Origin of the sequence: Labilibaculum sp. DW002 (assembly GCF_029029525.1) — a bacterium.
GTDB classification, from domain to species: Bacteria; Bacteroidota; Bacteroidia; order Bacteroidales; family Marinifilaceae; genus Paralabilibaculum; species Paralabilibaculum antarcticum.
On record NZ_JAKJSC010000001.1, the window covers coordinates 891115 to 913185 of the forward strand.

Annotated in this window: 26 protein-coding genes; 9 read left to right on the top strand and 17 right to left on the bottom strand. The window is 33.2% G+C overall.

The window, feature by feature from the left end:
• Window positions 1–51 precede the first annotated feature (51 nt).
• The 8 genes from L3049_RS03405 (at window position 52) to L3049_RS03440 (ending at window position 9251) form a co-directional block, all read left to right on the top strand.
• Window positions 52–1281, top strand: coding sequence for an MlaD family protein (locus L3049_RS03405; protein WP_275108382.1), 1230 nt, complete (start codon window positions 52–54; stop codon window positions 1279–1281).
• A 389-nt stretch (window positions 1282–1670) separates the two neighbouring features.
• Window positions 1671–3101 (top strand): chromosomal replication initiator protein DnaA, encoded by a 1431-nt coding sequence (dnaA, locus tag L3049_RS03410; protein ID WP_275108383.1) that lies wholly within the window; start codon window positions 1671–1673, stop codon window positions 3099–3101.
• A 113-nt stretch (window positions 3102–3214) separates the two neighbouring features.
• Window positions 3215–4075, top strand: coding sequence for a hypothetical protein (locus tag L3049_RS03415; RefSeq protein WP_275108384.1), 861 nt, complete (start codon window positions 3215–3217; stop codon window positions 4073–4075).
• Window positions 4076–4098: 23 nt separating this feature from the next.
• Complete coding sequence (locus L3049_RS03420) at window positions 4099–4710, top strand: IMPACT family protein (protein ID WP_275108385.1); 612 nt, start codon at window positions 4099–4101, stop codon at window positions 4708–4710.
• A gap of 384 nt (window positions 4711–5094) precedes the next feature.
• Complete coding sequence (gene pyrB, locus L3049_RS03425; protein ID WP_275108386.1) at window positions 5095–6000, top strand: aspartate carbamoyltransferase; 906 nt, start codon at window positions 5095–5097, stop codon at window positions 5998–6000.
• Between the two features lie 33 nt (window positions 6001–6033).
• Window positions 6034–6492 carry an aspartate carbamoyltransferase regulatory subunit gene (gene pyrI / locus L3049_RS03430; protein ID WP_275108387.1) on the top strand — a complete coding sequence of 153 codons (459 nt, stop codon included), beginning with the start codon at window positions 6034–6036 and terminating at the stop codon, window positions 6490–6492.
• Window positions 6493–6628: 136 nt separating this feature from the next.
• Window positions 6629–7288: a hypothetical protein gene (locus L3049_RS03435; RefSeq protein ID WP_275108388.1), complete on the top strand. Its 660-nt coding sequence runs from the start codon at window positions 6629–6631 to the stop codon at window positions 7286–7288.
• Between the two features lie 460 nt (window positions 7289–7748).
• Entirely contained in the window at window positions 7749–9251 is a 1503-nt protein-coding gene (locus tag L3049_RS03440; RefSeq protein WP_275108389.1) for a dihydrolipoyl dehydrogenase family protein, read from the top strand.
• Window positions 9252–9327: 76 nt separating this feature from the next.
• Here L3049_RS03440 and L3049_RS03445 read toward each other — a convergent pair whose 3' ends face one another.
• Window positions 9328–9699: a DUF805 domain-containing protein gene (locus tag L3049_RS03445; RefSeq protein WP_275108390.1), complete on the bottom strand. Its 372-nt coding sequence runs from the start codon at window positions 9697–9699 to the stop codon at window positions 9328–9330.
• A gap of 254 nt (window positions 9700–9953) precedes the next feature.
• Here L3049_RS03445 and L3049_RS03450 point away from each other — a divergent pair, with 254 nt between their 5' ends.
• A complete protein-coding gene (locus L3049_RS03450; RefSeq protein WP_275108391.1) occupies window positions 9954–10268 on the top strand; it encodes a hypothetical protein in 315 nt (104 codons plus the stop codon).
• 59 nt (window positions 10269–10327) lie between these two features.
• On the opposite strand, the gene L3049_RS03455 is transcribed toward L3049_RS03450, so the two are convergent.
• The 16 genes from L3049_RS03455 to L3049_RS03530 all read right to left on the bottom strand — a co-directional run bounded on the left by L3049_RS03455 (window position 10328) and on the right by L3049_RS03530 (window position 22070).
• On the bottom strand, window positions 10328–11131 hold the full coding sequence (locus L3049_RS03455; protein ID WP_275108392.1) for an FKBP-type peptidyl-prolyl cis-trans isomerase: 804 nt from the start codon (window positions 11129–11131) through the stop codon (window positions 10328–10330).
• Window positions 11132–11320: 189 nt separating this feature from the next.
• Window positions 11321–11986, bottom strand: a complete 666-nt coding sequence (locus tag L3049_RS03460) for a hypothetical protein (protein WP_275108393.1) — start codon at window positions 11984–11986, stop codon at window positions 11321–11323.
• Window positions 11979–12494 (bottom strand): RNA polymerase sigma factor, encoded by a 516-nt coding sequence (locus tag L3049_RS03465; RefSeq protein WP_275108394.1) that lies wholly within the window; start codon window positions 12492–12494, stop codon window positions 11979–11981. The genes L3049_RS03460 and L3049_RS03465 overlap by 8 nt, the downstream gene beginning before the upstream one ends.
• Before the next feature lie 249 nt (window positions 12495–12743).
• Complete coding sequence (locus L3049_RS03470) at window positions 12744–13256, bottom strand: hypothetical protein (RefSeq protein ID WP_275108395.1); 513 nt, start codon at window positions 13254–13256, stop codon at window positions 12744–12746.
• A 40-nt stretch (window positions 13257–13296) separates the two neighbouring features.
• Window positions 13297–13653 (bottom strand): hypothetical protein, encoded by a 357-nt coding sequence (locus L3049_RS03475; protein ID WP_275108396.1) that lies wholly within the window; start codon window positions 13651–13653, stop codon window positions 13297–13299.
• 3 nt (window positions 13654–13656) lie between these two features.
• Window positions 13657–13872 (bottom strand): PLDc N-terminal domain-containing protein, encoded by a 216-nt coding sequence (locus tag L3049_RS03480; RefSeq protein WP_275108397.1) that lies wholly within the window; start codon window positions 13870–13872, stop codon window positions 13657–13659.
• A gap of 25 nt (window positions 13873–13897) precedes the next feature.
• Complete coding sequence (locus L3049_RS03485; protein WP_275108398.1) at window positions 13898–14572, bottom strand: hypothetical protein; 675 nt, start codon at window positions 14570–14572, stop codon at window positions 13898–13900.
• 92 nt (window positions 14573–14664) lie between these two features.
• Entirely contained in the window at window positions 14665–15417 is a 753-nt protein-coding gene (locus tag L3049_RS03490; RefSeq protein ID WP_275108399.1) for a hypothetical protein, read from the bottom strand.
• A gap of 53 nt (window positions 15418–15470) precedes the next feature.
• Window positions 15471–15752: a hypothetical protein gene (locus tag L3049_RS03495; protein ID WP_275108400.1), complete on the bottom strand. Its 282-nt coding sequence runs from the start codon at window positions 15750–15752 to the stop codon at window positions 15471–15473.
• An 11-nt stretch (window positions 15753–15763) separates the two neighbouring features.
• The gene (locus tag L3049_RS03500) at window positions 15764–17158 is read right to left on the bottom strand and encodes an SNIPE associated domain-containing protein (protein WP_275108401.1); all 1395 of its coding nucleotides are present in this window, start codon (window positions 17156–17158) and stop codon (window positions 15764–15766) included.
• Between the two features lie 346 nt (window positions 17159–17504).
• A complete protein-coding gene (locus L3049_RS03505; RefSeq protein WP_275108402.1) occupies window positions 17505–18032 on the bottom strand; it encodes a GNAT family N-acetyltransferase in 528 nt (175 codons plus the stop codon).
• Complete coding sequence (gene rsgA, locus L3049_RS03510; protein WP_275108403.1) at window positions 18032–19096, bottom strand: ribosome small subunit-dependent GTPase A; 1065 nt, start codon at window positions 19094–19096, stop codon at window positions 18032–18034. The genes L3049_RS03505 and rsgA overlap by 1 nt, the downstream gene beginning before the upstream one ends.
• Window positions 19097–19110: 14 nt before the next feature.
• The gene (locus L3049_RS03515) at window positions 19111–19899 is read right to left on the bottom strand and encodes a GNAT family N-acetyltransferase (protein ID WP_275108404.1); all 789 of its coding nucleotides are present in this window, start codon (window positions 19897–19899) and stop codon (window positions 19111–19113) included.
• Window positions 19900–19901: 2 nt separating this feature from the next.
• Window positions 19902–20438 (bottom strand): TetR/AcrR family transcriptional regulator, encoded by a 537-nt coding sequence (locus L3049_RS03520; protein WP_275108405.1) that lies wholly within the window; start codon window positions 20436–20438, stop codon window positions 19902–19904.
• Window positions 20439–20627: 189 nt separating this feature from the next.
• Entirely contained in the window at window positions 20628–20921 is a 294-nt protein-coding gene (locus L3049_RS03525) for a hypothetical protein (RefSeq protein WP_275108406.1), read from the bottom strand.
• Window positions 20922–21122: 201 nt separating this feature from the next.
• Entirely contained in the window at window positions 21123–22070 is a 948-nt protein-coding gene (locus tag L3049_RS03530; protein WP_275108407.1) for a radical SAM protein, read from the bottom strand.
• Window position 22071: the final 1 nt, after the last annotated feature.

The window sequence follows — 22071 nt, forward strand, 5'->3', positions numbered from 1 at the left end:
TTTACCATAAAATAACTTAATACTACAAAAGCACATATTTAATATAGCTATATGAAATTCTCAAAAGATGCTAAAATAGGACTTGTTGTCATTGGAGCAATTGTAATTCTAATTTGGGGAGTAAGTTTCTTGAAGGGATTTAACGTCTTCTCCAGCGAACAGTTTTTTTATGCCAGCTATGACCGCGTAGATGGTTTAAAGAAATCAAGCTATGTCACCCTTAAAGGTTTTAAGGTAGGACAAATAAAATCAATTCGATTTAGCAATGCATCAGCAGATCAACTACTCGTTCAATTTTCTATTTCTGAAGATTTTAAATTGCCAGTAAATTCTATTGCGCATATTGAAAGTTCAGATATCATGGGAACAAAACAAATCAAACTGATTCCTGGAAATTCAAAAAGTATTCTTCAATCAGGAGACACAATTAAAGGAAGCATCGAAGGGGATTTAAAGGAGCAAGTAAGTATGCAAATGCTCCCTTTAAAAAAGAAAGCCGAAAAATTGATGTCTGGAGTGGATTCCGTACTTACAGTAATACAATATATATTTAATGAAAACACAAGAGACAATCTAACGAGAAGTTTTGGGAGTATCGAACAGACATTTAAAAAACTGGAGAATGCATCAGGGACTCTTGACACAATAATTACAGGACAAAAAAGTCATTTTGAAAATATCTTTTCGAATGTCGATTCAATAACAACAAACTTAAAAGATAACAATAAAAATATCTCAAGCATATTAACCAATTTCTCTTCCATTAGCGATTCATTATCCGCAGCCGACATTGCCCAGACAATTAATAACGCTAAGCTAACATTAAAGCAAACCAATGAAATTCTTGATAAGATTAATTCAGGAAAAGGTTCAATGGGTATGTTAATAAATAACGATACCTTATATATGAACTTAGAGGCTGCCTCTAATGGTTTAACGAATTTATTAATTGATGTAAAGAATAATCCTAAAAAATACATGCACTTTTCTTTATTCGATACAGGTAAAACTGTTTATATGAATTCTGATAAATCTAAAAAGAAAAGAGATAAGTTAAATCAAGTTTATTATCGAGTACAAATTCTTTCAGCTTCGAAGCAAATAGCGCTGGATGACACTAGTTTAAAGGGACATAAGAAAGTTCAAGAGATCTTTTTTAATGGTCGATACAAATACACAATTGGACATACTCAGAACTATAAAGAAATTATACGTCAACTTAAAAAAATCAAGGAAGATTTTCCAGATGCCTTTGTCATAAAGATTAGCCCTGAGAATTGAATTTTATTTAACGACTGTGATTATAGTAAATTAAAAGCTCATAATCTATTGAACCACTACCAACTAGAACAAGTTTGTAAAACTACTTAACAGACTTTGTTTTATGTTTAATCTAGAATGAGTTTACATTAGCTAATAAAGACCTAAAAGTATGTTACACGGAAATGATTAGATACCAGAAAGTTAAACAAACTAAAGCTTTAAGTTATTTATTCTCAGCCTATTAACAAATGTCATTTTTTTTACATTTCTGTATCCCTTATTTTCCGCATGCTAGTAAATGTTTTTAAAAAGTCAAGAGCAAAATAATTTTTTTTTAAGTTTTTTTTTCACAATCTTGCATAAGCAAAATTTGACACACCCATATTTTTTAAAATTCTGAACAAGAAATGAACAATAATCACTTCCAAATCTGGGAAAATTGCTTATCGGTAATTAAGGATAATGTTTCGCCAATCAGTTATAGTACATGGTTTCAACCTATTGTACCACTGAAATTGGAGAATGAAATTCTTACTTTACAGGTACCTAGTCATTTTTTCTATGAGTATCTGGAAGAGAAATATATTGATCTTCTTAGAAAGACTTTAAGAAAAGAACTTGGGGCTAGTGCAAAACTGGAATATAATGTGGTAATGGAAAATAATCACATGAAAGATGTGAAACCATTATCAGTTGTTGTGCCTGGAAATAATCCGGCAAACACAAAAAATCGTCCAGTAAAGAATCCTTTTTCACAAGAGGAACCAAGCATCAAAAATCCATTTGTAATTCCTGGTATAAAAAAATTACAAATTGATTCTCAACTAAACCCGGATTATACTTTTGCTAACTTTATTGAAGGTGACTGTAATCGTTTAGCTCGTTCAGCAGGTTGGGCCGTTTCGGAGAATCCTGGTGGAACTGCATTTAATCCTCTTGTATTATATGGTGATTCTGGATTAGGGAAGACACATTTAGCTCAATCAATAGGGTTAAAAGCAAAAGAATTACATCCTGAAAAGACAGTTTTATACGTAAGCTCTCAAAAATTCCAAACTCAGTTTACTGAAGCAATTCGTAACAACAATAAAAATGACTTCCTTCATTTCTATCAAATGATCGATATCTTAATTATTGACGATATTCAAGAATTAGCTGGTAAAGAAAAAACACAAAATACATTTTTCCACATTTTCAACCATCTGCACCAATCAGGTAAGCAATTAATTTTGACATCTGATAAAGCACCCATTGAATTGAAAGGAATGGAGAATCGTTTACTTTCGCGTTTTAAATGGGGATTATCAGCAGATTTGCAAAATCCTGATTACGAAACAAGAGTTCGTATTTTGCAACAAAAAGCTTATAAGGATGGAATCATTCTTGAGAATGATGTCATTGAATATATTGCTACACACGTCATCAACAATGTTCGTGAACTAGAAGGTGCTTTAATTTCACTTTTAGCTCAATCAACTCTAAATAAAAAAGAACTTAATCTTGAGCTAGCAGTTGAAATCATCGATAAATTGGTGAAAAATACGAAGCGTGAAATTTCTATTGATTACATTCAAAAAATTGTTTGCGATCATTTCAATATGCCAGTTGATCTTCTTCAGGCTAAAACAAGAAAACGTGAAATTGTTCAAGCTCGTCAAATTGCCATGTATTTTTCAAAATCGATGACTAAAGCTTCGTTATCGACTATTGGTTCACAAATTGGTAAAAAAGATCATGCTACTGTTCTTCATGCTTGCAAAACGGTAAACAATCTGATTGATACGGATCGAGCATTCAAAACTCAAATTGATGAGATAAATAAAAAATTAAAAATGTAGTTTTTAACTACTAACTACTATTATTACTACCCTAGAAAGCAGATTCAATTTGAATCTGCTTTTCTTATTTTAAGATCAGGATTTTTTGATTACTTTGCGCCAAATTCGAAAACATGCTTAATCTACTATTTGCAATTCTTACTTCAGCCGGAATCTTTATCACCTTTAAATACCTTGAAAAATATAAGGTTGATATTTTACTAGCAATTATCATTAACTATATAACCGCCGCTATTTGCGGGTATTTATTATCCGACAAAGCATTTGTTGTTCAAAATATAATTCACGAAAATTGGTTTAATATCTCGATATTAATTGGAGCTTTATTTATCGTTGTTTTCTTTATTATAGGTCGCTCAACACAAAAAGCAGGAATCTCGGTTACCACCTTGGCCAGCAAAATGTCTTTTGTATTGCCCTTATTATTTTCAATTCTATATTATCAAGAAGCTGTATCTACAAATAAGATTTTAGGTATTGTAATTGCAATTAGTGCCGTTCTCTTAAGTATTTACAAAGGGAAAAGTGATAAATTAAATCGACAGTACATTTGGTTACCGGTGCTTCTATTTTTTGGAGCCGGAACCGTTGATTCTTTGGTTAAATATGCACAACAAGAATTCCTAAGCAATGGAGGTACAGAACAGTTCTCTACCCTATTATTTGCTATTGCGGGAATATCGGGAATACTTACTTTATTAATTAAAAGAGAGAGCCTATTAAAGCTCTTACAAGTAAAAGTTTTAATTGGTGGCCTTGTTCTTGGTCTGGTAAATTTCGGATCCCTTTATTTTTTAATCGCATCTCTAAACAGTTCTGGATTTGATAGCTCGGTTGTTTTTAGCATTATCAACATAGGAATTGTAGCTTGTTCGGTGTTAATTGGACTAGGCATTTTCAAAGAAAAACTAAACAAAGTGAATCTATTGGGGATTGTACTTGCATTTATTGCTATTTTTATTCTTACAAACTAAACAACACTACTTTTTAGCTAGTAATGAGCAACGATACTTACAAAACAATAAGCGAAACGTCCGAGGGATTATACAAAGAAAAAGGAAGTAAATTTATTGCCTATGCTTACCCTGTAACTTCCGAAGAAGAAATTAAAGCACATATTGCAAGCCTAAAAAAAGAATATTACGATGCTCGTCATCATTGTTATGCATATATGCTTGGCGCTGATAAAAAAGATTTTAGAGCCAACGATGATGGTGAACCTTCTTCTACTGCTGGAAAGCCAATTCTAGGACAAATACTATCGAAAGATCTTACCAACATTCTAATTGTGGTAATTCGCTATTTTGGAGGCACAAAATTAGGCGTTAGCGGTCTTATTCATGCGTACAAAACTGCAGCATCCGAGGTAATTTCAAATGCTGAAATTCTCGACAAAACAGTTAACGACATCTACGATATTCATTTCGATTATTTGGTGATGAATGATGTAATGAAAATCATAAAAGATGACCAGCCTTTACAATTAGGGCAAGATTTTAACTTGACCTGCAAAATTACCTTGAGCATTCGCCAAAGTGAAGTCGATCGAATCATCGAAAAATTTAACAAAATTGACAGTGTAAAAACAGACTTTGTTAAAACAGTATAGTTTGTTTGTTTTCAAGATTATACATAAGTCGAACAATCGTATTTTCTATTTTACAGGTTAAATTGTTAATAATTATTCTTTTTTTGATTTGAATATAAGCATAATTTATACCTATATTTGTAATCTAGAATGAAGAGAGTATTAAATCAATCTAGAACCGCAATTAATGCAAAAAGAAGTAAATGCCTTTACTTCTTCTTTCACATTTTTCATTTCTTATTTAGATGTAAACACGATGTAAGGATTAATTCCCTTTTCTGTTATTTGGGTAATCCAATTCAACAATATTTTTCAAAAAAACCAACATTGTCTATTTCATCGACAATTGTTGGTTTTTTTTTGATATTAAAACAACCATTATATACAAATTCTAAAAATTAAGAAATGGATAACAAAAGCTTAGTGTCTATCGACGACTACACCAAAGAAGAAATTTTGGAAGTGCTTGCCAAAGCAGCAGAATTTGAAAAGAATCCCAACTCCAACATGCTTGAAGGCAAAGTTGTTTCATCTTTATTTTTTGAGCCATCAACAAGAACTCGCCTCAGTTTTGAAACAGCTATAAGTCGTATGGGGGGTAAAATTGTTGGTTTTACCGATGCCTCGTCATCAAGTACCACCAAAGGAGAAACATTAAATGATACGATTAAAATGGTTAGTAACTATTCGGATCTAATCGTTATGCGTCATCCAATTGAAGGTTCGGCTCGCTACGCCTCTGAAGTATCAGACGTTCCTGTAATTAATGCTGGTGATGGTGCCAACCAGCACCCTACTCAAACCATGCTCGATCTTTACTCTATTCAAAAGACGCAAGGTACGCTTGAAAATCTGAACATTTTCATGGTAGGTGATTTGAAGTATGGCAGAACAGTTCATTCATTACTAATGGCTCTTTCGCACTTTAACCCAACCTTCCATTTTATTGCACCCAAGGAATTAGAGATTCCAAGAGCGTACAAAATCTTCATGGATAAAAACAATATTAAATACCAAGAACATACCGAATTCAACTCGATCATTAATGATGCTGACATTCTTTATATGACACGTGTTCAGCGTGAGCGTTTTGCTGATCCTCTGGAATATGAAAAAGTTAAAAATGTATATATTCTTAAAAATGATATGCTAAAAGACACCAGAGATAATCTACGTATTCTTCACCCGCTACCAAGAGTCAACGAAATTGCTGTAGATGTGGATGCAAACCCCAAAGCCTACTATTTTGAACAAGCTTTAAATGGTGTTTTTGCAAGACAGGCTATTATTGCCAAAGCACTAGATTTATAAACTTATATTCACGTCAAAAAAGCAGATCAACATATGAACGCAAAGAAAGAATTACAGGTAAGTGCCATTGAAAATGGAACCGTTATCGATCATATTCCAGCAGAATATCTATTTCAAGTAATCACGATTTTAGGTTTAGACAATTGTGGCAATTCAGTAACATTTGGAAACAACTTAGAGAGTAAATTATTAGGAAAGAAAGCAATTATTAAGATTTCTGATAAATTTTTCGAAGATGAAGAAATCAATAAAATTTCTTTGATTGCTCCTCATGCAAAATTAAACATCATTCGCGACTATAAGGTTTCAGAGAAAAAAATTGTTGAAACACCTAAAAAAGTAATTGGTATTGCTAAATGTATGAATCCAAAGTGCATTACTAATGTAGAGGCGGTTACTACACGCTTTAAAGTAATCGAAGATTCTCCTATTACCTTAAAATGCCACTACTGTGAGAAAATCACAGATCACAAGCACATTGAGATTATTTAATTGATACTGTATATTAAATGAATGAAAAGAAGCCTATTTGGCTTCTTTTTTTTGAACCAATTTGTAGCAAAGAATACAGATCAAAGGATAATTATTACCTTTGTCGCTCTTTACAAATTGAATAAAATACAAGCATATGAATTCTTCGACCGAGCAAGTTCGTAATCGCATAACACAAGCTATTGAAAATGGACAAAATGGGAAACTTAGAGCCTGTAAAGAAGATTTACGTATTCTTTATACTAGCATAAAGAACGAACCTTTCCTACTTTGGGAAGATGCTTTTATTTCTCAATTGGGAAAAGTAATTATCATGATGCTCCATATGGATTTAATTGATGATGAAGAACAAAACATTGGTTTAGCCCATCTCTCCTATGTTTATATTACAAAAGGAATTGAAAAAGAAGAGAGCCTAGCTCCTGACTATGATACTTGTGAACTTTTCCGCTTAAGAAAAGATCGAATTATTCTTTTGAAAAGCTTTGATGACTCCTTTGTTGATAGCTTACAGGAATTCTACTATGCAAACGAAAAGGCAAAAGATCGTGACGCCTATAACCTTCAGCGCAAAACGGTTTTAAGTCGTATGCCATTCCTACAATTTGCAGACATTCATGCCATAGAGAAAGATTACAAGAATTTACGAAATGACGAGTATTTACTTGAGACTGCCAATTATATTGAACACGATAATGAAATTACTGCTGAAACTTTAAATGAAGGTTCTCTCCTGCATAAGATATTGTATAAGCATACTTTGCAGAAATTAAAAGATGGTAAGTTGCTATACTAAATGGCAGTAATTCTTATTTGCCTGTGTTCTAGCATCATGGGCTTTTACTTTTCTCCATTAATGATTGAAGTAAGCAAAACAATTAAGCCAATTGAAAGCTTTACGGCATTCTATTGCGACAGATTATCCCGAATCACGATCAATTCGTAACTACAGATCATAATTTCGGAAAAATACCAGTGAATCATTCTGTGAGGGATTGTAGTGATATCCTTTTTCGAGGTACGATGGAAAAGATTTAACGAAAAGCCCGACCCGCGGGGACACAGCCAAATAAAAAAAAGACTTTTTTATCCGTAAAACATATAAAAGCTTATCGATTTGCTCTTTTATTTATATCTTAATGCTTGAATTGGCAAAAAGCACGAAATGGCTGTAATTCTGCCCGCCAATATACTGTATTTCGAATGTTAAATACAGGATAAAACCAGCCGAATAAAACAATAAACGAAATTATTTTATGAGTATAGAAAAATACGACCTTGTTGTTTTGGGGAGTGGACCAGCAGGTTTCTCGGCAGCAATGCGCGCCATAGATTTTAAAAAATCGGTTTGTATTATTGAAGCGAATCATTTGGGAGGTGCTGGGATCATGAACGGTGCGCTTACTTCTAAAGCAATGTGGGAACTATCGAGAGATTTCTCAATTGCCTCATCGGTGACCAGAGGATATCGCGCATCTGGATTGAATGTAGAATACGACAAGGTACAAAAGACGGTTATACAAGCTGCGAAACAAAAGCAATTGCAAATGCTTTCGCAGATCGAAACCTACTCGAAAGCGTCAGAAAACTCTGGTAATATTACGCTAAAATATGGTTGGGGAAAATTTCTTGATTCGAATACGGTAGAGATTATTTCTCATGATAAAATAGAACAGGTTAAAGGAGATAATTTTATTATTGCTACAGGATCAAGACCTCGCCCGATGCCAGATGTAGAGGTTGATAATGAGCGTATTATCGATTCAGATGGAATTATGAATCTAAAAGAATTCCCTGAACGAATGATCATTATCGGCTCGGGTATTATTGGTTGTGAATATGCCACTATTTTTTCCAATTACAATCAAACAGAAGTTCATTTGCTTGATCGCCAACACAAAGTAATCCCTTACGAGGATGATGATGTGAGCGATTTTGTATCAAAGGGACTTGAAAAAAATGGCGTTATTATTCATCACACAGCAAATCTTAGAACCATTAGAAAACGATCTGATTGCTTAGAGGTTGTTCTCGATTATCAGGATGGGCATTCAAAAGTAATTGAAGTGGATGTTGCCGTTGTAGCAGTAGGTCGTATTCCAAACCTTGATAATTTAGGCCTGGAAAACGTTAATATCAAAACTACAGAAAGAGGCTATTTGGATATCAATGAAGCTTGTGCAATTGACAATTTTAAATCCTGTAATATTTTTGCCGCGGGTGATGTATCGGGACATGCTCAACTCTACTCTGTTGGTGAGTTGCAAGGTCGTTTTATTGTTGAAGCCCTATATGGCAATTTAGAATTCCCTCTGGATTACTCCAATATGTCAACTCTCATGTTCTTTAAGCCAGCAGTTGCTGCAGTTGGCTTAAACGAAAAAGCATGTAAAAGCCAAAATATCCCGTACAAAGTAGCTACTTACTCTAATTCTCTTATCAACAGAGCTATTGCCATGAGAGCCAGCGATGGATTTGTTAAGATAATAGTTAGCGATGATGGTGAAAACCGCATATTGGGTATGCGAGCTGCCGGACCTCAAGCTTCAACACTCATCACATCAATTGCTTACCAAATTAGTCAAAAAGGGACTCTCAAGGATATTCGAAAGAATGTACATCCTCACCCAAGCATATCTGAAGGTGTGCAGGAATGCCTGCGTGTGTTTGAAGGAAAATCGATATACAAACCTCAAGCATTCCCTGATTTTATCAAATTAGAAAGTTGGCATCCTGAAGTTGTGAAAGAAAACAGTTGATGACTAGCTTTTGGCAAAAAATAAATAAGAAAAGACGCAATGTGAATTGCGTCTTTTTGATATAACTAAATCAGCATTATGCTAATACTTCTTTTGGATTAGATCCATATTCATTTTCTTCAACGTCACCATCAAGCACTAATAAAACCAGTAACCAAATAGAGCCTATAAATGGAATTAATACAATAAGCATCCACCAACCATTTCGTCCTGTATCATGTAACCTTCTAACACCAGCAGCTAAGCCAGGTAAAAGCAAAGCCAAACTATAAAGAATATATATAACCCCATAAGGTAAAACTCCCATTGTACTGCCTATAACGTTATCTAATATAGCTGCTACAATCGCAAAAATTAAATTAAACAATACGAACATCCAATACTCTTTTCTTCTTGCGCGACCACTAAAATCCACATACTGCTTTAAAGCTTTTAAATAATAATTCATTTCCTTGTCTTTTTGTTCCTACTCGTTAGGCTTTTCGAATACTCCCCGTTTTTAAATGGTTTCTGGCTCCATTTTCTTTCCCACTAAACTACAAAACATAACGCAATTAACAAAATAAACTAAAATGAAAACTAAATCGACTAACTAATCTGAGTCTTTTTTTTCTAAATCTATCATTTGCAACCTTTACTTCGACTATTAATTCACAACAATTTTTTGTAACTTATAGAAAGCAAAACCTTAAACTCAAACAAATGAACTCAAAAGAAATGATGGAAATTATTATGTCTGGAAATTGGCATAATGTAGACAATAATATTGTATGTTCTTTTAATTGGGCTGATTTAGACAAATCGATAAGTATAAAATACCATTCTGGAGACAAAGAAGGGCAATCGGATTCACATCAATTTGTGAAATTGTACCATACCGCCGAAGAATTAGCAAATTGCACTCTACTACGCTACCAGAGCAATTTATTTACTAGCGAGTTTAGGCTAGAATCGGAAAATGGTCCTTTACACATTGATTCGAATGTTTTTGGAAAATTGAAATTGGTTCGTAAGTAATCCAAAATCGATTGATTTCCAACTTCACTGACATTTCTGAATCGTATTTTACCGCCTTATTATTTCTTTTTACTCAGTTCTTTTAGTTTCATTTTTATTTGTTGATTATCTGGAGCTTTAACAAGAAGTTTTTGTAATATGTCTTTGGCTTGGTTTACTTTACCCAATGCCTCTAAAGACATAGCTGCTTTGTATTTTAAACGAGAATTATCGGTTAATTCTGCCATCGGGAAAATAAAATCGAATGCTAATTGGTGCTTTTCTTCCTTGCTAAGCACATCGTGAATGCGAAACAGTTGCTCGGTGTCTGTATGGTACTTGGTGGAATCCAATCCATTGGTTATCTCTTTGTATTTGGCAATGCTTTTCTCTGCATCTTCGGCTTTAAGAATAGCTAGCAATGTATCCGATAGAAATAGCTTTGGTTCCTCTACGCTGATCACTTTAAACTGATCGTACACAATAGTAGCGAACGGTGGAATGATATCTCCTGCTCCTTTTGCTCCGTAAGCCAAAGAATCCGGTAAAATAGCAATTACTTCATCGCCCTCACGAAGTAGCATTGTTATTTCGGTAAACCCTTTAATTAATCTGGAATAGTTAGCGACATAGGTAAAAAGAGAATCAGGAAGTTCGTTGGTATTCCAAACTACGCTGTCTTGCACTTTTAGGCTAAGATAAGTACCAACAGCTGATCCAGTTTCAATCTTTCGTCCTTCACCCTTTTTCAGGTAAATGTATTGCAATCCACTCTTGGTGGTAAGAGTATCGCCCAAGGCAATTTCATTTGTGGCCTTAGGCTTTGTGTTACACGAGCAGATAAATAAGATAGCAAGCATCGCAATGATGTGGATGGATTTCATAGTGCTGATTTTGATGTATGGGTTTATTAATGTGTGTTTCAGGTTTGAATTTAACATTCTTCTTACAGCTATCAAAATACTTGAGATTATTAGTAACTAGAATTAGATATCCAATTCATTGTTTGTCTAAATAAAAAACCATCTCACAAGAAGGTGTAAGATGGTTTAAACTAGAATGTATAGAGCTTATTAGCTTTCAATCTCTCTAATTAGTTCAAGAGCATTGTCCCGTATTGGTTTGAATCGAGCAAACCATATGGCAATTCCAAGTCCAAAAGAAATAACAACCATAATAAAGAAAAAGCTTAGACAAGCCATGACAATTAGCAAAGGGAATTCATTAGATGTTTTAGAAATCATTTCAAACCAATTATTCCCACTATTTAGCACCTGCCAAGCTGTAGTAAAATAATCTCCTAAACTAAAATCTAATTTTAAATAATCTTGACAAGCAAGATATACTTTTTCGTTAAGTGCTAATCCAATCGCTAAAAAAAACAGAGCAGGAAAAACAACTAAGTCTAAAGGTGAAAACACCCTGTATCTTTTAACTGTTTTCTTTAATAATACTAAAGTAGGCACTGAGTAGTTTATTTTTTTTATTTTGTGTTGCGCATAGGCCATAGAAAATAAAAACATCGAAAATCCTAATACAATGGAAGCTACTTTAATGATTGAATAAACTTTTCCTCCATCTATTATATCGTAAAATATAGGGATATATACTATTAAAAGAACGATGTATGTTACTTTTAAAATTTTAAAAATCATCTCAAGATTAGAATCTTCCTTTTTTAATTTACTCAAAAAGGATCCTATATCGTTTGTGTCCTGTGAAATCTTATTCTTATTCATGCTTGCCTCCTGATAATTTAGATTTTAACTGTTCTTTAATTCTGTGAATCTTTACTTTAACGTTAGGTTCAGTAATGCCGATAACATCAGCAATTTCTCGCATCGAAAGGCCTTCAAGTAATAATGACATTAAAGATTTATCGATTACCGACATTTGATTCAACTCCATTTGTAGCTGATTCAACTGAGATTCTTGTTTCAATTTTTCTTCCAAACCGTCATCAAACAAAACACCTATGTTTTCGGTATCGGTATTTACCATCATCTGCATTTGCTTGAATGCTTTTCCGGTAAACCCCAGAGAAGTATTTACTGCAATTCGATAGATCCAAGTGCTCATTGCAGCATCACCCCGAAAAGAATCAAGGCTTTTCCAGATATTAACCAATATCTCTTGGTACATATCTTTGCGATCTTCCGAATTGGGACTGTAATAGCTACAGATCCGTTTAATTCTCTCACTATTGTCAGTGACTATATCATTAAACTTTTCTTCCTTTTTCACCATTTTTATAGTTTGTGTACATATACTTAGTAGGCAAGCCTAAGCATTAGTTACATTTTTATTAAAAGTTTTTTCAAAAAAGTTTATTTTGATAATTGAAAGGTCGCAAATTCTTTTCCTTTTTAGAATGAAAAAGTCCCGATAGTTATCGGAACTTTTCATTCATCCTCTAAGAATATTGTTGGCTTAAACATTTTACTTGTCGCTCATAAAAAAAACGCTGACAGGTCTTCGACTCTGCCAGGATTTGTATTATCGTACGCTAATTTCGGCTACAATTGCGTTTGGATCTTCTAAAATAGCTTGCTCTTCTCTATTCAACTCCAATTCTGCAATCAATTTTTCTTTCGATGGGTAATTAATCGCAAACAATATCATGATCATACCTGCAAAGGCTAATAGTAATATTTCACCTGTAAGCATAAAGGTTATAATAGCAAAGAATGCTGTTCCCTCAAGCAGAGCATATCTTATGATATTAACAGAACGATAATCTTCCATCTTAGCTTTTAATTCAGCCTTCTCTTTTGCCAACTTCAGTTTTTTACCAGCAACTAGTTTGCCGATGCCAAAACTCGCCAAAAAGAACAATGGAATCATTATCATGAAAACAGTTCGAAGAAATTCATCAGCTGCAAGAGGTCCTTCGGTTTGATTTAAAAAAATCACAAATGACGCAAAAAACACCTGCCCCATTAATAATGCAGCGAATATAATGGTACTGCTTTTTTGATACTGCTTAAAATTCTGTTTTGTTTTTTCCATCTTGGGTTTGTTTATCAATTTATCGTTTTAATTGTATTTACTAGGAATTCATATAGGCTTTAACTGATTTTGAGTTTAATAAAACCAAAAGACCGATTAAAGTAACAATTAGTAATCCATAGGCAGTTGCATAATTCGAACCCATTCCAAAAGCCCTAAAAATTGTTACGAACAATATAAATCCTATTATTATTCCTGCAATATTCCACATAATTTTCCATTTTGCAAGCAAACCAATGGCCAGAATAATACTGAAACCTCCCATAATTTTATAATTCCCCGTTTCAGATAAGAAAGACTCTTTATAAATATCCGTTACAATTGGTATCGCGAGTAGTATGATCGCAGCACAAAGCGTTGCTAAAAAACCCTTCTGTTTATAAAATTTTAAATTCATGCTTTACTTATATATTTTGTTAGTTTCTCTTAAATTGAAGTAAAGCATAGCACCCAAAATTGGCATCACTAAAACTAAAATGACAAACAAAAACTTCCCTTTACTTGTTAAATCTTTTGCTCTAAGAATATGAACAATTGCGTAAAAGAAAAAGGCAAAAACTAAAACCGTAAAAAGCATCCAAATTCCACTTCCCAATTCTGGCGTTACTAAATCCATAATCATTTATTTTTTTCTTAAATTTTCATTCCGCGATAAAACCATGTAACAAATCCTGAATTTGCATTTCATTGCGCTCCCAAACCTTTTCACTTGTCCATGTAGTAAACTGAACCGATCCCAAGTCATTTGAGTAATAATAAGAATCAAATATGAACGCAATTCCAGAAATATTTGCACTTAAAACACCTCTTATTACTTCTTTTCCATTCACTTTTAGCAATTCCGTTTTTAGAGATGTAGCTTTCGTACCAGAAAAATCTTCCATATTCTTTTTAGCAATGAGGAATAACTTATCTGCTAGAATAGGAGTTTGTTCAGAAATTACGGCACACCAGATATCTGATTTTTTTGATTCAAAAGCAAATTCCGCTTCATCATTCAAAGTTGCTGGAGGAACTCTTTTCCAAAGTTTATCATCGTACTTTATTCTAAAGATCTTTTCTGCATTTTTAACTTCTTTTTTGGCATTAGGTGGACATGTAAATTCCGTTTTAATAGTATCAATTTGTAGTTCTGCATTTAAAAAATCCAATTCATTCACTACGGGCATTTCATCTAGTAATTCAAAACTCCATGTGCCATTATCATACACATAAATCGTGTCACCATTTACAGTCACTGCCTTAGTCTGGGCTTTTAATCCAGAACAGAAGAAAATAAGTAATCCAATTAGAAAAAGAGTAAAGTTTGTTTTCATGTTTCTATTTTTTATAATTTAATCGTCAATGTTTTTTTCATTTAAACTCAATATTATAAGCAAGCCTAATATTTATTAAGCTAGTAGTAAGATTATTTTTGATACCTGCCTCTTCTACTTTCTTTATGAGTCTCTTTCTGAACTTCTTTACGAGATGACTCTTCTCTTTTTACTTTGGCAATATTCTTCAATGTAGTGTCAGGATCATCACTTAAATAAATTGCTTCTTCAGAACTCGATTTTATTTCCAAAACCTTCTCATATTTTTCAGGCAAGTCTAACTGGCCAGGCTCTTTCCATTCTCCCCTACCCAGTACAGCAATTTTTTCACCTCTTTCTAGAACACCTTCCTTGTAACGTAGTGTTCGATTCATGCCCAGAAAACCCTCACTCTCCTCACCTTTACTTTTTAAGTATGCTTCAAGATTCTCCGTTGCATCCGTCCAAAAGCCAGAAGAAAATTTCACATCCTGAACAATATAGGATTTTAGTTTACTATCATTAATAATCGCAAAATGATCTTCTTCTTTAATTAAAAATTTGCTTGATATTTCTTCTTCAATAAGAGTTTCCCATTTTGAACTCTTACCCGACGACACTTCTTCCTCGATGTGAACATAATAATGTGCACATTCTCGATTAGAAAGAGGTGAATACAATGGTTTACCTACAAACTCAACTGCCCCAACAATTTTGGCAACTTCACCATTTTTGAAATCAGCAATTTTTTTAAATTCTGATTTTTTTAGTTTGCGTTTTATAACAGCCTTAGTGCTGAAATAATAGCCAATAAAGAAAGCGATACCTACAGCTGCTACAATTAAAATAATTATTACAGAATTCATTTAAGATAATTTATGATGTGATTTAATTAATTTTTTGTGATGATATAATAAACTTAACCATGCATACCTTTACCACTTTCATAAAAGCTCCCTTTTCCTTTGTTTAGTTTGGCTCTTTTGCTTTTGGTCATGGTTCCCGACTTGTGTTCTATGATTCCCTTAAAAATGGCATACCATGCAAAAGGAACCAACCAGACCATTGTAGAATGAATCAATTTACCTCTATCGCTTAACACAATAGACTTTTGTATGGTTTTATACATATTTACTGTCTTGTAGATGTAAAGGACAACTACAAGTGTAAAAATGATTGTTAGAATGGTTGATTTATCCATGAGGTTTTATACTAATTTACAGAACTTGGAAATTCTTCTTCAATTTGTTGTTCTATAGTTTTCTCTACTTCAACTGAATTCATTTTTTGTAAAACTGCTAAGGTTTCCCGATACTCTACAGCTTCAGGTAGTTTTGTAAATTCAGCCTCAATTCCTGAATCTTTTATTTGATTTTCAATTTCATCCAATGTTACATTGAAAAATTCTTTTCGGTAGTTTAACATGTTCACTTTCTTAGCTTCAAATGCTCTGTGCAATTCTTTCTCGAGAGTAGGCGCTTCGTCAGAGTATATCATAGCATGAATATCAAATTTAAATGGTACTGAAGCATCTCCCAATTCTTTAACTCTATCAGTTGGCTCCAACCTTCTTGTCATACCGATTTTGTATACATTTTCTCCAAATGAGCCAATATTTGAAATAATATAAACATGACCTCTTTTTGTCTGTTGAGCCATAGATATTGCTCTTTCCTTTTTTTCTTGCGCGTCCTTAAGCTCTTGTTCTAACTTTTTGATTTGATCTTGAAGCTTATTCTGCTCATCTCCAGTAACTTTTTCAATTTCCTTTCTAGCTTTATCTAAAGCTAATTGATAATTTTTCTCCTCCTTTTCTGCATCTTTTTGTGCTTTTTCAAACTCACGTTTAGCCTTTTCTTCTTCTCTTATCTGTTCTTGTATTTCTCTTAATTCTTCTTTTTCCTTTTGCTTCTTCAATTGAAATTCATGTTCCAGAGATAATTCTTTAATTTTCAGATCTAAATAATTATATTCAATGGATATTGTTGAGCTTTTTCCAAGTTTATTAATAGCCTCATATGATTTTCTAATTCTCTCTTTCATTTGACCTACATTATTCCACTTAACCTTTGTAATGAGAGAATTACATTCACCATTGAAAGCTCTCAATACAAGTTTAATATTCCTTTTTGTAGATGCCCTCCCTTTTGCCTCACTACCATCAATAGTCCAATTAGTAGGACAAGTTGCAGCAGTTTCATTTTTTATCATCTCTTTCTGGAGAGCAATAATTCTTTTTTGTTCTTCTCTATAGTCATCCGATTTTTCAAATTCATAAATAGGATCATAAATACCAAATTCAATTAAATCAAGCTTCGATTCATACAATCCTACTTCTTTTCTTAATTTCTTATATGTATTTAATGAATCCTTATATTTTTGATTTATTGAGGATAAATCTTTTTTGACTTTATTAATTTCAGTTGATGATTTCTTGTAGACAAGTTCTAATTCACTCTCTTTGTCTGCAATTAACTTTTTAATCTCACTTTCCTTAGTCGAAAGTTCCTTATCAATATCAATTAAGGGTTTATATTTTTCAAGCTGTTCTTTTAAATTAGCAATTTCATTAAATTCTTTTTTCTTTAAAAAATCAAATAGTCCCATTTATCTTATTTTTAGTAATCGTATAATTTTGATTTAATTAAATAATGCCCCTTAACTAACAAAAGTTGTTGCAATCCCAAAAATCAGCAGTAAAACCAATAAGTATTATCAGATTTGATTTTCGAATCTACTAAACTATGTTTAGTGATCAAAACAATTTTATCCTAAACTTTAAATAATCTTATGCTTACTAATTAAAGACAAACAAGTCCTTTTAAATTTAACTAAAGAGAAATTCTTTGTATAAAAAGTACTAATCCTTCTTTATGTGTGTTTTTAAGACATAAAAAAAGCCCCAACTCTATTAAAGTTGGGGCTTGTCTATAATCTTTATACATCTAATAGTTTACTTCCATTCACTTTTTAAAATGGCGTAAACAATGTCATCAACCCATTCTCCATCAATCAAGAGACTTTGCTTAAAATGAGCCTCTTTCCGAAATCCTAATCGTTCCAGTAGGCCAATAGAGCTTGTATTTAATGGATCGATTGAACCAATAACTCTATGCTTGTTCTGTTGCATAAACAAATGATCAATTACTGCATGCAAAGTTTCGGTGGCATATCCTTTTCCGTGAAATTGCTTGGCTAATGTGCAACCTATTTCTACTTGATATTCATCTATAAAATGAATGCCAATATCGCCAATTAAGCAATCACTTTCCCGATCGATAATAACCAATTGAAACCAAGTATCCGCTTGATTAAACTCAGTGGGATTTCTAGCTATAAAATCGGCAACTTCATCTATGTTTTTCGGAACAAAACCTTGGTATTTATTGGTTTCTGCATCGGAACGATAAGAAAAAACAGCTTCTTTATCACTTGCTGCTATCGGTCTTAATAAAGTTCTTTTCGATTCAATCATATTCATTAAAACTTACTGTTTTTACGTTGCTTTTTCACATTCTTAACCATCTTCCCAAAGTCTTTGTCCTTCTTTTTTCTTTCTAAGGCATCCGATTCATAATGCATTTTTTCTTTTTCCATTTTGCAATAGTTCGCATAAGAATCAGCATCAATTTCGCCCGAGTCAACTGCTGCTAAAATAGCACATCCTTTTTCGTGCAAATGAGAACAATCTTTGTACCTGCAATTTTCAGCATAGGCTAAAATGGTGTCGAAAGTCATCTCCAAACCTCCACTTGTATCGGCGATTCCTACCTCGCGCATACCAGGATTATCAATTATTATTCCTCCACTCTCTAAAACTATCAACTCTCGATGAGAGGTAACATGCTTTCCCTTGTTAACACTTGAACTAATTTCACCAGTTTTCATCTGCTCCTTACCCGAGAGCGCATTAAGCAATGTTGATTTACCGACTCCCGATGAACCCAATAGACAATAGGTCTTTCCTGGCTTTATTAATTCTTCGAGCTGAGCATAAACGGCTTGAATACTGCTAATGGCAATTACCGGAATGTCTTTCACTCGTTGTATTATTTGATCCTTTATTGCTTCTAATTCCAATTCATCAATCAAATCGATTTTGCTCAACACAATTAAGGGCTCAACATTAGAGGCATGGCAAATGGTCAAATAGCGTTCTATTCTGTTTACATTAAAATCTCTGTCAACCGCTTGAACAATTAGAGCACAATCGATATTTGTAGCAATAATTTGTACTTGTCCTGATTTTCCAACTGCTTTTCTTTCCAAAATAGAATGTCTTGGATAAATCGCATGAATAAGTGCTTTTCCTTCATCATATGCGGAGAAAGCCACCCAATCTCCAACTGCTGGAAAGTCGTATCTACTTTCTGCTGTAAATCTTATATTCCCCATCAATTCAGCCTCGAATTCATGGTCAGGAGTTTTCACAACATACCTTTCCTTGTGTTCCAATGTAATTCGACCAATTTCTAATTCACTTAAATTTTGATCGATTCTATAGTCACCAAGCTTATTGTTGTATCCTAATTCTTCTAGTTTCATTGTTATTATTTTACCTATTCTATAAAGTTAAGATCAAAAATGATATTAGAACAGTGAAAACCAGCTTTTTCTATCGCATTTTTCGACGCAACATTATCTAAAGTCGTTGAACAAATTGGTTTTCTATTCGCTTTTAGAACTCTTTTTATTTGCTGTTTTAAAATTTGGGTCGCAATTCCTTTTCCTTGATGATCCTTACTTACAATTACGCCTAAATCGGCAAATTCAACTTGTGAGTCACTCCATCGACACTCGCTAGTTGCAACTATTGAGTCACCTTCTTTAACAAGGTATAACTCCTTTCTTTGTACTAGATTTTCAGTATATCCGAAGGTATCATCAAAGCCTATTTGATTTTTAAAGAATGCCTTTACTGAAGCCATATCCTTTTCAGAAACTGGCACTATTGGTATGTCTGTTCCATTTTTTATTGCCCTATTCGAATATTCAAAACAAAATGTATTTGTGTGCATCGATTTCGCATAAAACAAACAGGCATTAAATGAAATTGGCTCGTTAGCACTTACACTAGCCTTACAAATCAAGTCCTCATTAATTAAAGCATTAATGGTTTGCATCGTTAAGTAAATGTAATCGTCAATCAGAAATATCTGCTTCAAACTTTTCACTTCGTCAATACAACAATAGCCAATTGTTTTTGAATCTTTCTCAATTGTGTAATGTTGAGCAGAAGCAATATACAATTGCTCCCACATAGCATCTATTGGACCTCTTAGTTTCTTATATAATTCTACTCGTAATCGAGCAATCGTTTCGTTGTTATCTATTGTATTAAACTTCATTTCTAGTTGTATTTCTTTATCAGTTCTTCCTTGATTTCATGTAAAGGATAATCTTCAAAAATCCCTAAATAATTTAAAGCAATTCCATCCAACTCCGCAATAAAAAGGTAGCTTTTCACAAGTGAATTTTCAAGATCTATTTCATTAAATATGCGCCTCACCGATTTCATGATGAATGAAGATCTTTCCTCAATCAGATCATTTAAGATCTCTCTTGTGGTGGGCTGCAAAATCACATTTAAGTTGAGCTGAAAAAACAACTTGTCTACTTCTAATTGTAGAAAAAAGGAATCAATTAGTTCAAGCAATCTTTCTTTGCCTGAAAGCTGATTTGTTTTGGATTCATTAATCTGAACAATTAATTCTGTTGTTGATTTAAAAATCTCTCTTAATAAGTTATTTTTATTTTTGAAATGATGAAATATTAGTCCTTTGGACACATTTGCTGCTTCACAAACTGCCGAAAGTGGTGTTTTTTCAAATCCTCTTTCTGAAAACAATTTGGTTGCTACCTCGAGTATATGCTGTCTTTTATCCATAAATTTTAGATTACCTCAACTCACTGACCGTTCGGTCGGTTTGTAAATATACATATAAAATTAGATTTACAAAGAATTAGACTTGATCCCAATTCATTTCAAAATGAAATATTTAAAGGCATAAAAAAACCGACATCTTTCGAAGTCGGCTGAACCATTATTTTTAATTCTAAACTATAATGCAAATCGTTAAGCTACTTTGTTGCTTTTAAAATATTTCGAAACAATTTCTTTTGGCAGTTCTTCTCCATTCTGATCCCAACCATACATTCTCTTATCTGCAATTTTATGAGATAATTCACAAAGCAGATAACCATTCTCTTTGTCGAAAATATATTCAAATCCCCATGGAGAAAATTTATAAAGCTCGTTATTGTAAGGCTTACTGGTAGAAAATCGTCCTTTCATCTCTGACCTTTGATAGGTCTCTCCACATAAATTATAATAATTTTGCTGTTGAATTTCTGATAAATTTGTATACATATCCGTCAACTTTTAATTGAATCTAAAAAGCAGTTTAGCTACTGCCATTTACCAAATCATATCTCCTTTTAATTTTAGAGATATCATTATTTACGGAAGAAATTGTATTAGGTTTCTAATTTATCGCATTCTTATTTTATGTTGTTCCAGAATGCCAATGATATCAGGAAAACTTCAATTATTTTTTTAACGATTTGATGATCAGTCCATATCCTTTTCCAACAACTGATAAAAAACACCTCTATCTTGCGCTACAGATTCGAGCTTACATTCTTCAATCAACTGCTTAAGCTGTTTTTCGATCTCCTCACTTTTTAAGCCTAACATTTTAGTCAAATCTTCCAATGTACAAGGTCTTCTGGCAACTGTTTCCAAAATTGCACTTGCTGTATCTTTCCGATAAGTTTGCTGCGTTTCAACTTGCTTTAACTTGGCAACAATTTCGACCTTATCCATTTGCCAAAAATCTACAACCCTCTGTAACTCTTCTCTGCTTGCTCCTCTCAGATTAGCAACGGTTCCCGGTCGATCCAAAGTATTTAAATGAATAGAATCTGGATTTACTTTTAAAATGACCTCTTTAAGAGCAGTCAGCTCTTCTTTGCTATCATTGTAACCAGGTAAAATAAATACCTCAAGCCAAATTTTACCCTCAAATTCCTTACGCAAAGAAATAATTCCTTCAATGCACATCTCCACAGTTAAATCCTCTGCTGGGCGATTAATTTTTTTGAAAACATCATTGGTCGCAGCATCAAGAGAAGGAAGTAAAAGGTCCGCTTTCATCATCTCTTTTCTTACTTCTGGATCGTAAAGTAAGCTGCCATTCGTTATTAGAGCAACGGGAATATCTGCTTTAGTTTGCTTTATAAAATCGATAATTGCACCTAAATGCTGATTTAATGTTGGTTCTCCCGATGCGGTTATGGTAATGTAATCGGGGCTAGGATTATTTTTTAGGTAATGCGTTAATTCATCTTTTATGCAGTCTGCATTAATATACTCTTTGCGCTCAAGTGAAAGTTTTGTGGTTTTACCTACTTCACAATAAACACAATCCAAACTACACACTTTTTTAGGAACTAAATCAACTCCCAAAGACATGCCTAGTCTTCTTGAAGGAACAGGTCCAAATAAATATTTATACATT

Coding starts and splice junctions, on each gene's coding strand:
- L3049_RS03470 (WP_275108395.1), bottom strand. CDS start 13,256: ATGGAAAAAACAAAACAGAATTTTAAGCAGTATCAAAAAAGCAGTACC.
- L3049_RS03415 (WP_275108384.1), top strand. CDS start 3,215: ATGCTTAATCTACTATTTGCAATTCTTACTTCAGCCGGAATCTTTATC.
- dnaA (WP_275108383.1), top strand. CDS start 1,671: ATGAACAATAATCACTTCCAAATCTGGGAAAATTGCTTATCGGTAATT.
- L3049_RS03525 (WP_275108406.1), bottom strand. CDS start 20,921: ATGTATACAAATTTATCAGAAATTCAACAGCAAAATTATTATAATTTA.
- rsgA (WP_275108403.1), bottom strand. CDS start 19,096: ATGAAACTAGAAGAATTAGGATACAACAATAAGCTTGGTGACTATAGA.
- pyrB (WP_275108386.1), top strand. CDS start 5,095: ATGGATAACAAAAGCTTAGTGTCTATCGACGACTACACCAAAGAAGAA.
- L3049_RS03520 (WP_275108405.1), bottom strand. CDS start 20,438: ATGGATAAAAGACAGCATATACTCGAGGTAGCAACCAAATTGTTTTCA.
- L3049_RS03475 (WP_275108396.1), bottom strand. CDS start 13,653: ATGAATTTAAAATTTTATAAACAGAAGGGTTTTTTAGCAACGCTTTGT.
- L3049_RS03485 (WP_275108398.1), bottom strand. CDS start 14,572: ATGAAAACAAACTTTACTCTTTTTCTAATTGGATTACTTATTTTCTTC.
- L3049_RS03465 (WP_275108394.1), bottom strand. CDS start 12,494: ATGGTGAAAAAGGAAGAAAAGTTTAATGATATAGTCACTGACAATAGT.
- L3049_RS03445 (WP_275108390.1), bottom strand. CDS start 9,699: ATGAATTATTATTTAAAAGCTTTAAAGCAGTATGTGGATTTTAGTGGT.
- pyrI (WP_275108387.1), top strand. CDS start 6,034: ATGAACGCAAAGAAAGAATTACAGGTAAGTGCCATTGAAAATGGAACC.
- L3049_RS03500 (WP_275108401.1), bottom strand. CDS start 17,158: ATGGGACTATTTGATTTTTTAAAGAAAAAAGAATTTAATGAAATTGCT.
- L3049_RS03490 (WP_275108399.1), bottom strand. CDS start 15,417: ATGAATTCTGTAATAATTATTTTAATTGTAGCAGCTGTAGGTATCGCT.
- L3049_RS03530 (WP_275108407.1), bottom strand. CDS start 22,070: ATGTATAAATATTTATTTGGACCTGTTCCTTCAAGAAGACTAGGCATG.
- L3049_RS03505 (WP_275108402.1), bottom strand. CDS start 18,032: ATGAATATGATTGAATCGAAAAGAACTTTATTAAGACCGATAGCAGCA.
- L3049_RS03495 (WP_275108400.1), bottom strand. CDS start 15,752: ATGGATAAATCAACCATTCTAACAATCATTTTTACACTTGTAGTTGTC.
- L3049_RS03435 (WP_275108388.1), top strand. CDS start 6,629: ATGAATTCTTCGACCGAGCAAGTTCGTAATCGCATAACACAAGCTATT.
- L3049_RS03455 (WP_275108392.1), bottom strand. CDS start 11,131: ATGAAATCCATCCACATCATTGCGATGCTTGCTATCTTATTTATCTGC.
- L3049_RS03450 (WP_275108391.1), top strand. CDS start 9,954: ATGAACTCAAAAGAAATGATGGAAATTATTATGTCTGGAAATTGGCAT.
- L3049_RS03405 (WP_275108382.1), top strand. CDS start 52: ATGAAATTCTCAAAAGATGCTAAAATAGGACTTGTTGTCATTGGAGCA.
- L3049_RS03460 (WP_275108393.1), bottom strand. CDS start 11,986: ATGAATAAGAATAAGATTTCACAGGACACAAACGATATAGGATCCTTT.
- L3049_RS03480 (WP_275108397.1), bottom strand. CDS start 13,872: ATGGATTTAGTAACGCCAGAATTGGGAAGTGGAATTTGGATGCTTTTT.
- L3049_RS03515 (WP_275108404.1), bottom strand. CDS start 19,899: ATGAAGTTTAATACAATAGATAACAACGAAACGATTGCTCGATTACGA.
- L3049_RS03420 (WP_275108385.1), top strand. CDS start 4,099: ATGAGCAACGATACTTACAAAACAATAAGCGAAACGTCCGAGGGATTA.
- L3049_RS03440 (WP_275108389.1), top strand. CDS start 7,749: ATGAGTATAGAAAAATACGACCTTGTTGTTTTGGGGAGTGGACCAGCA.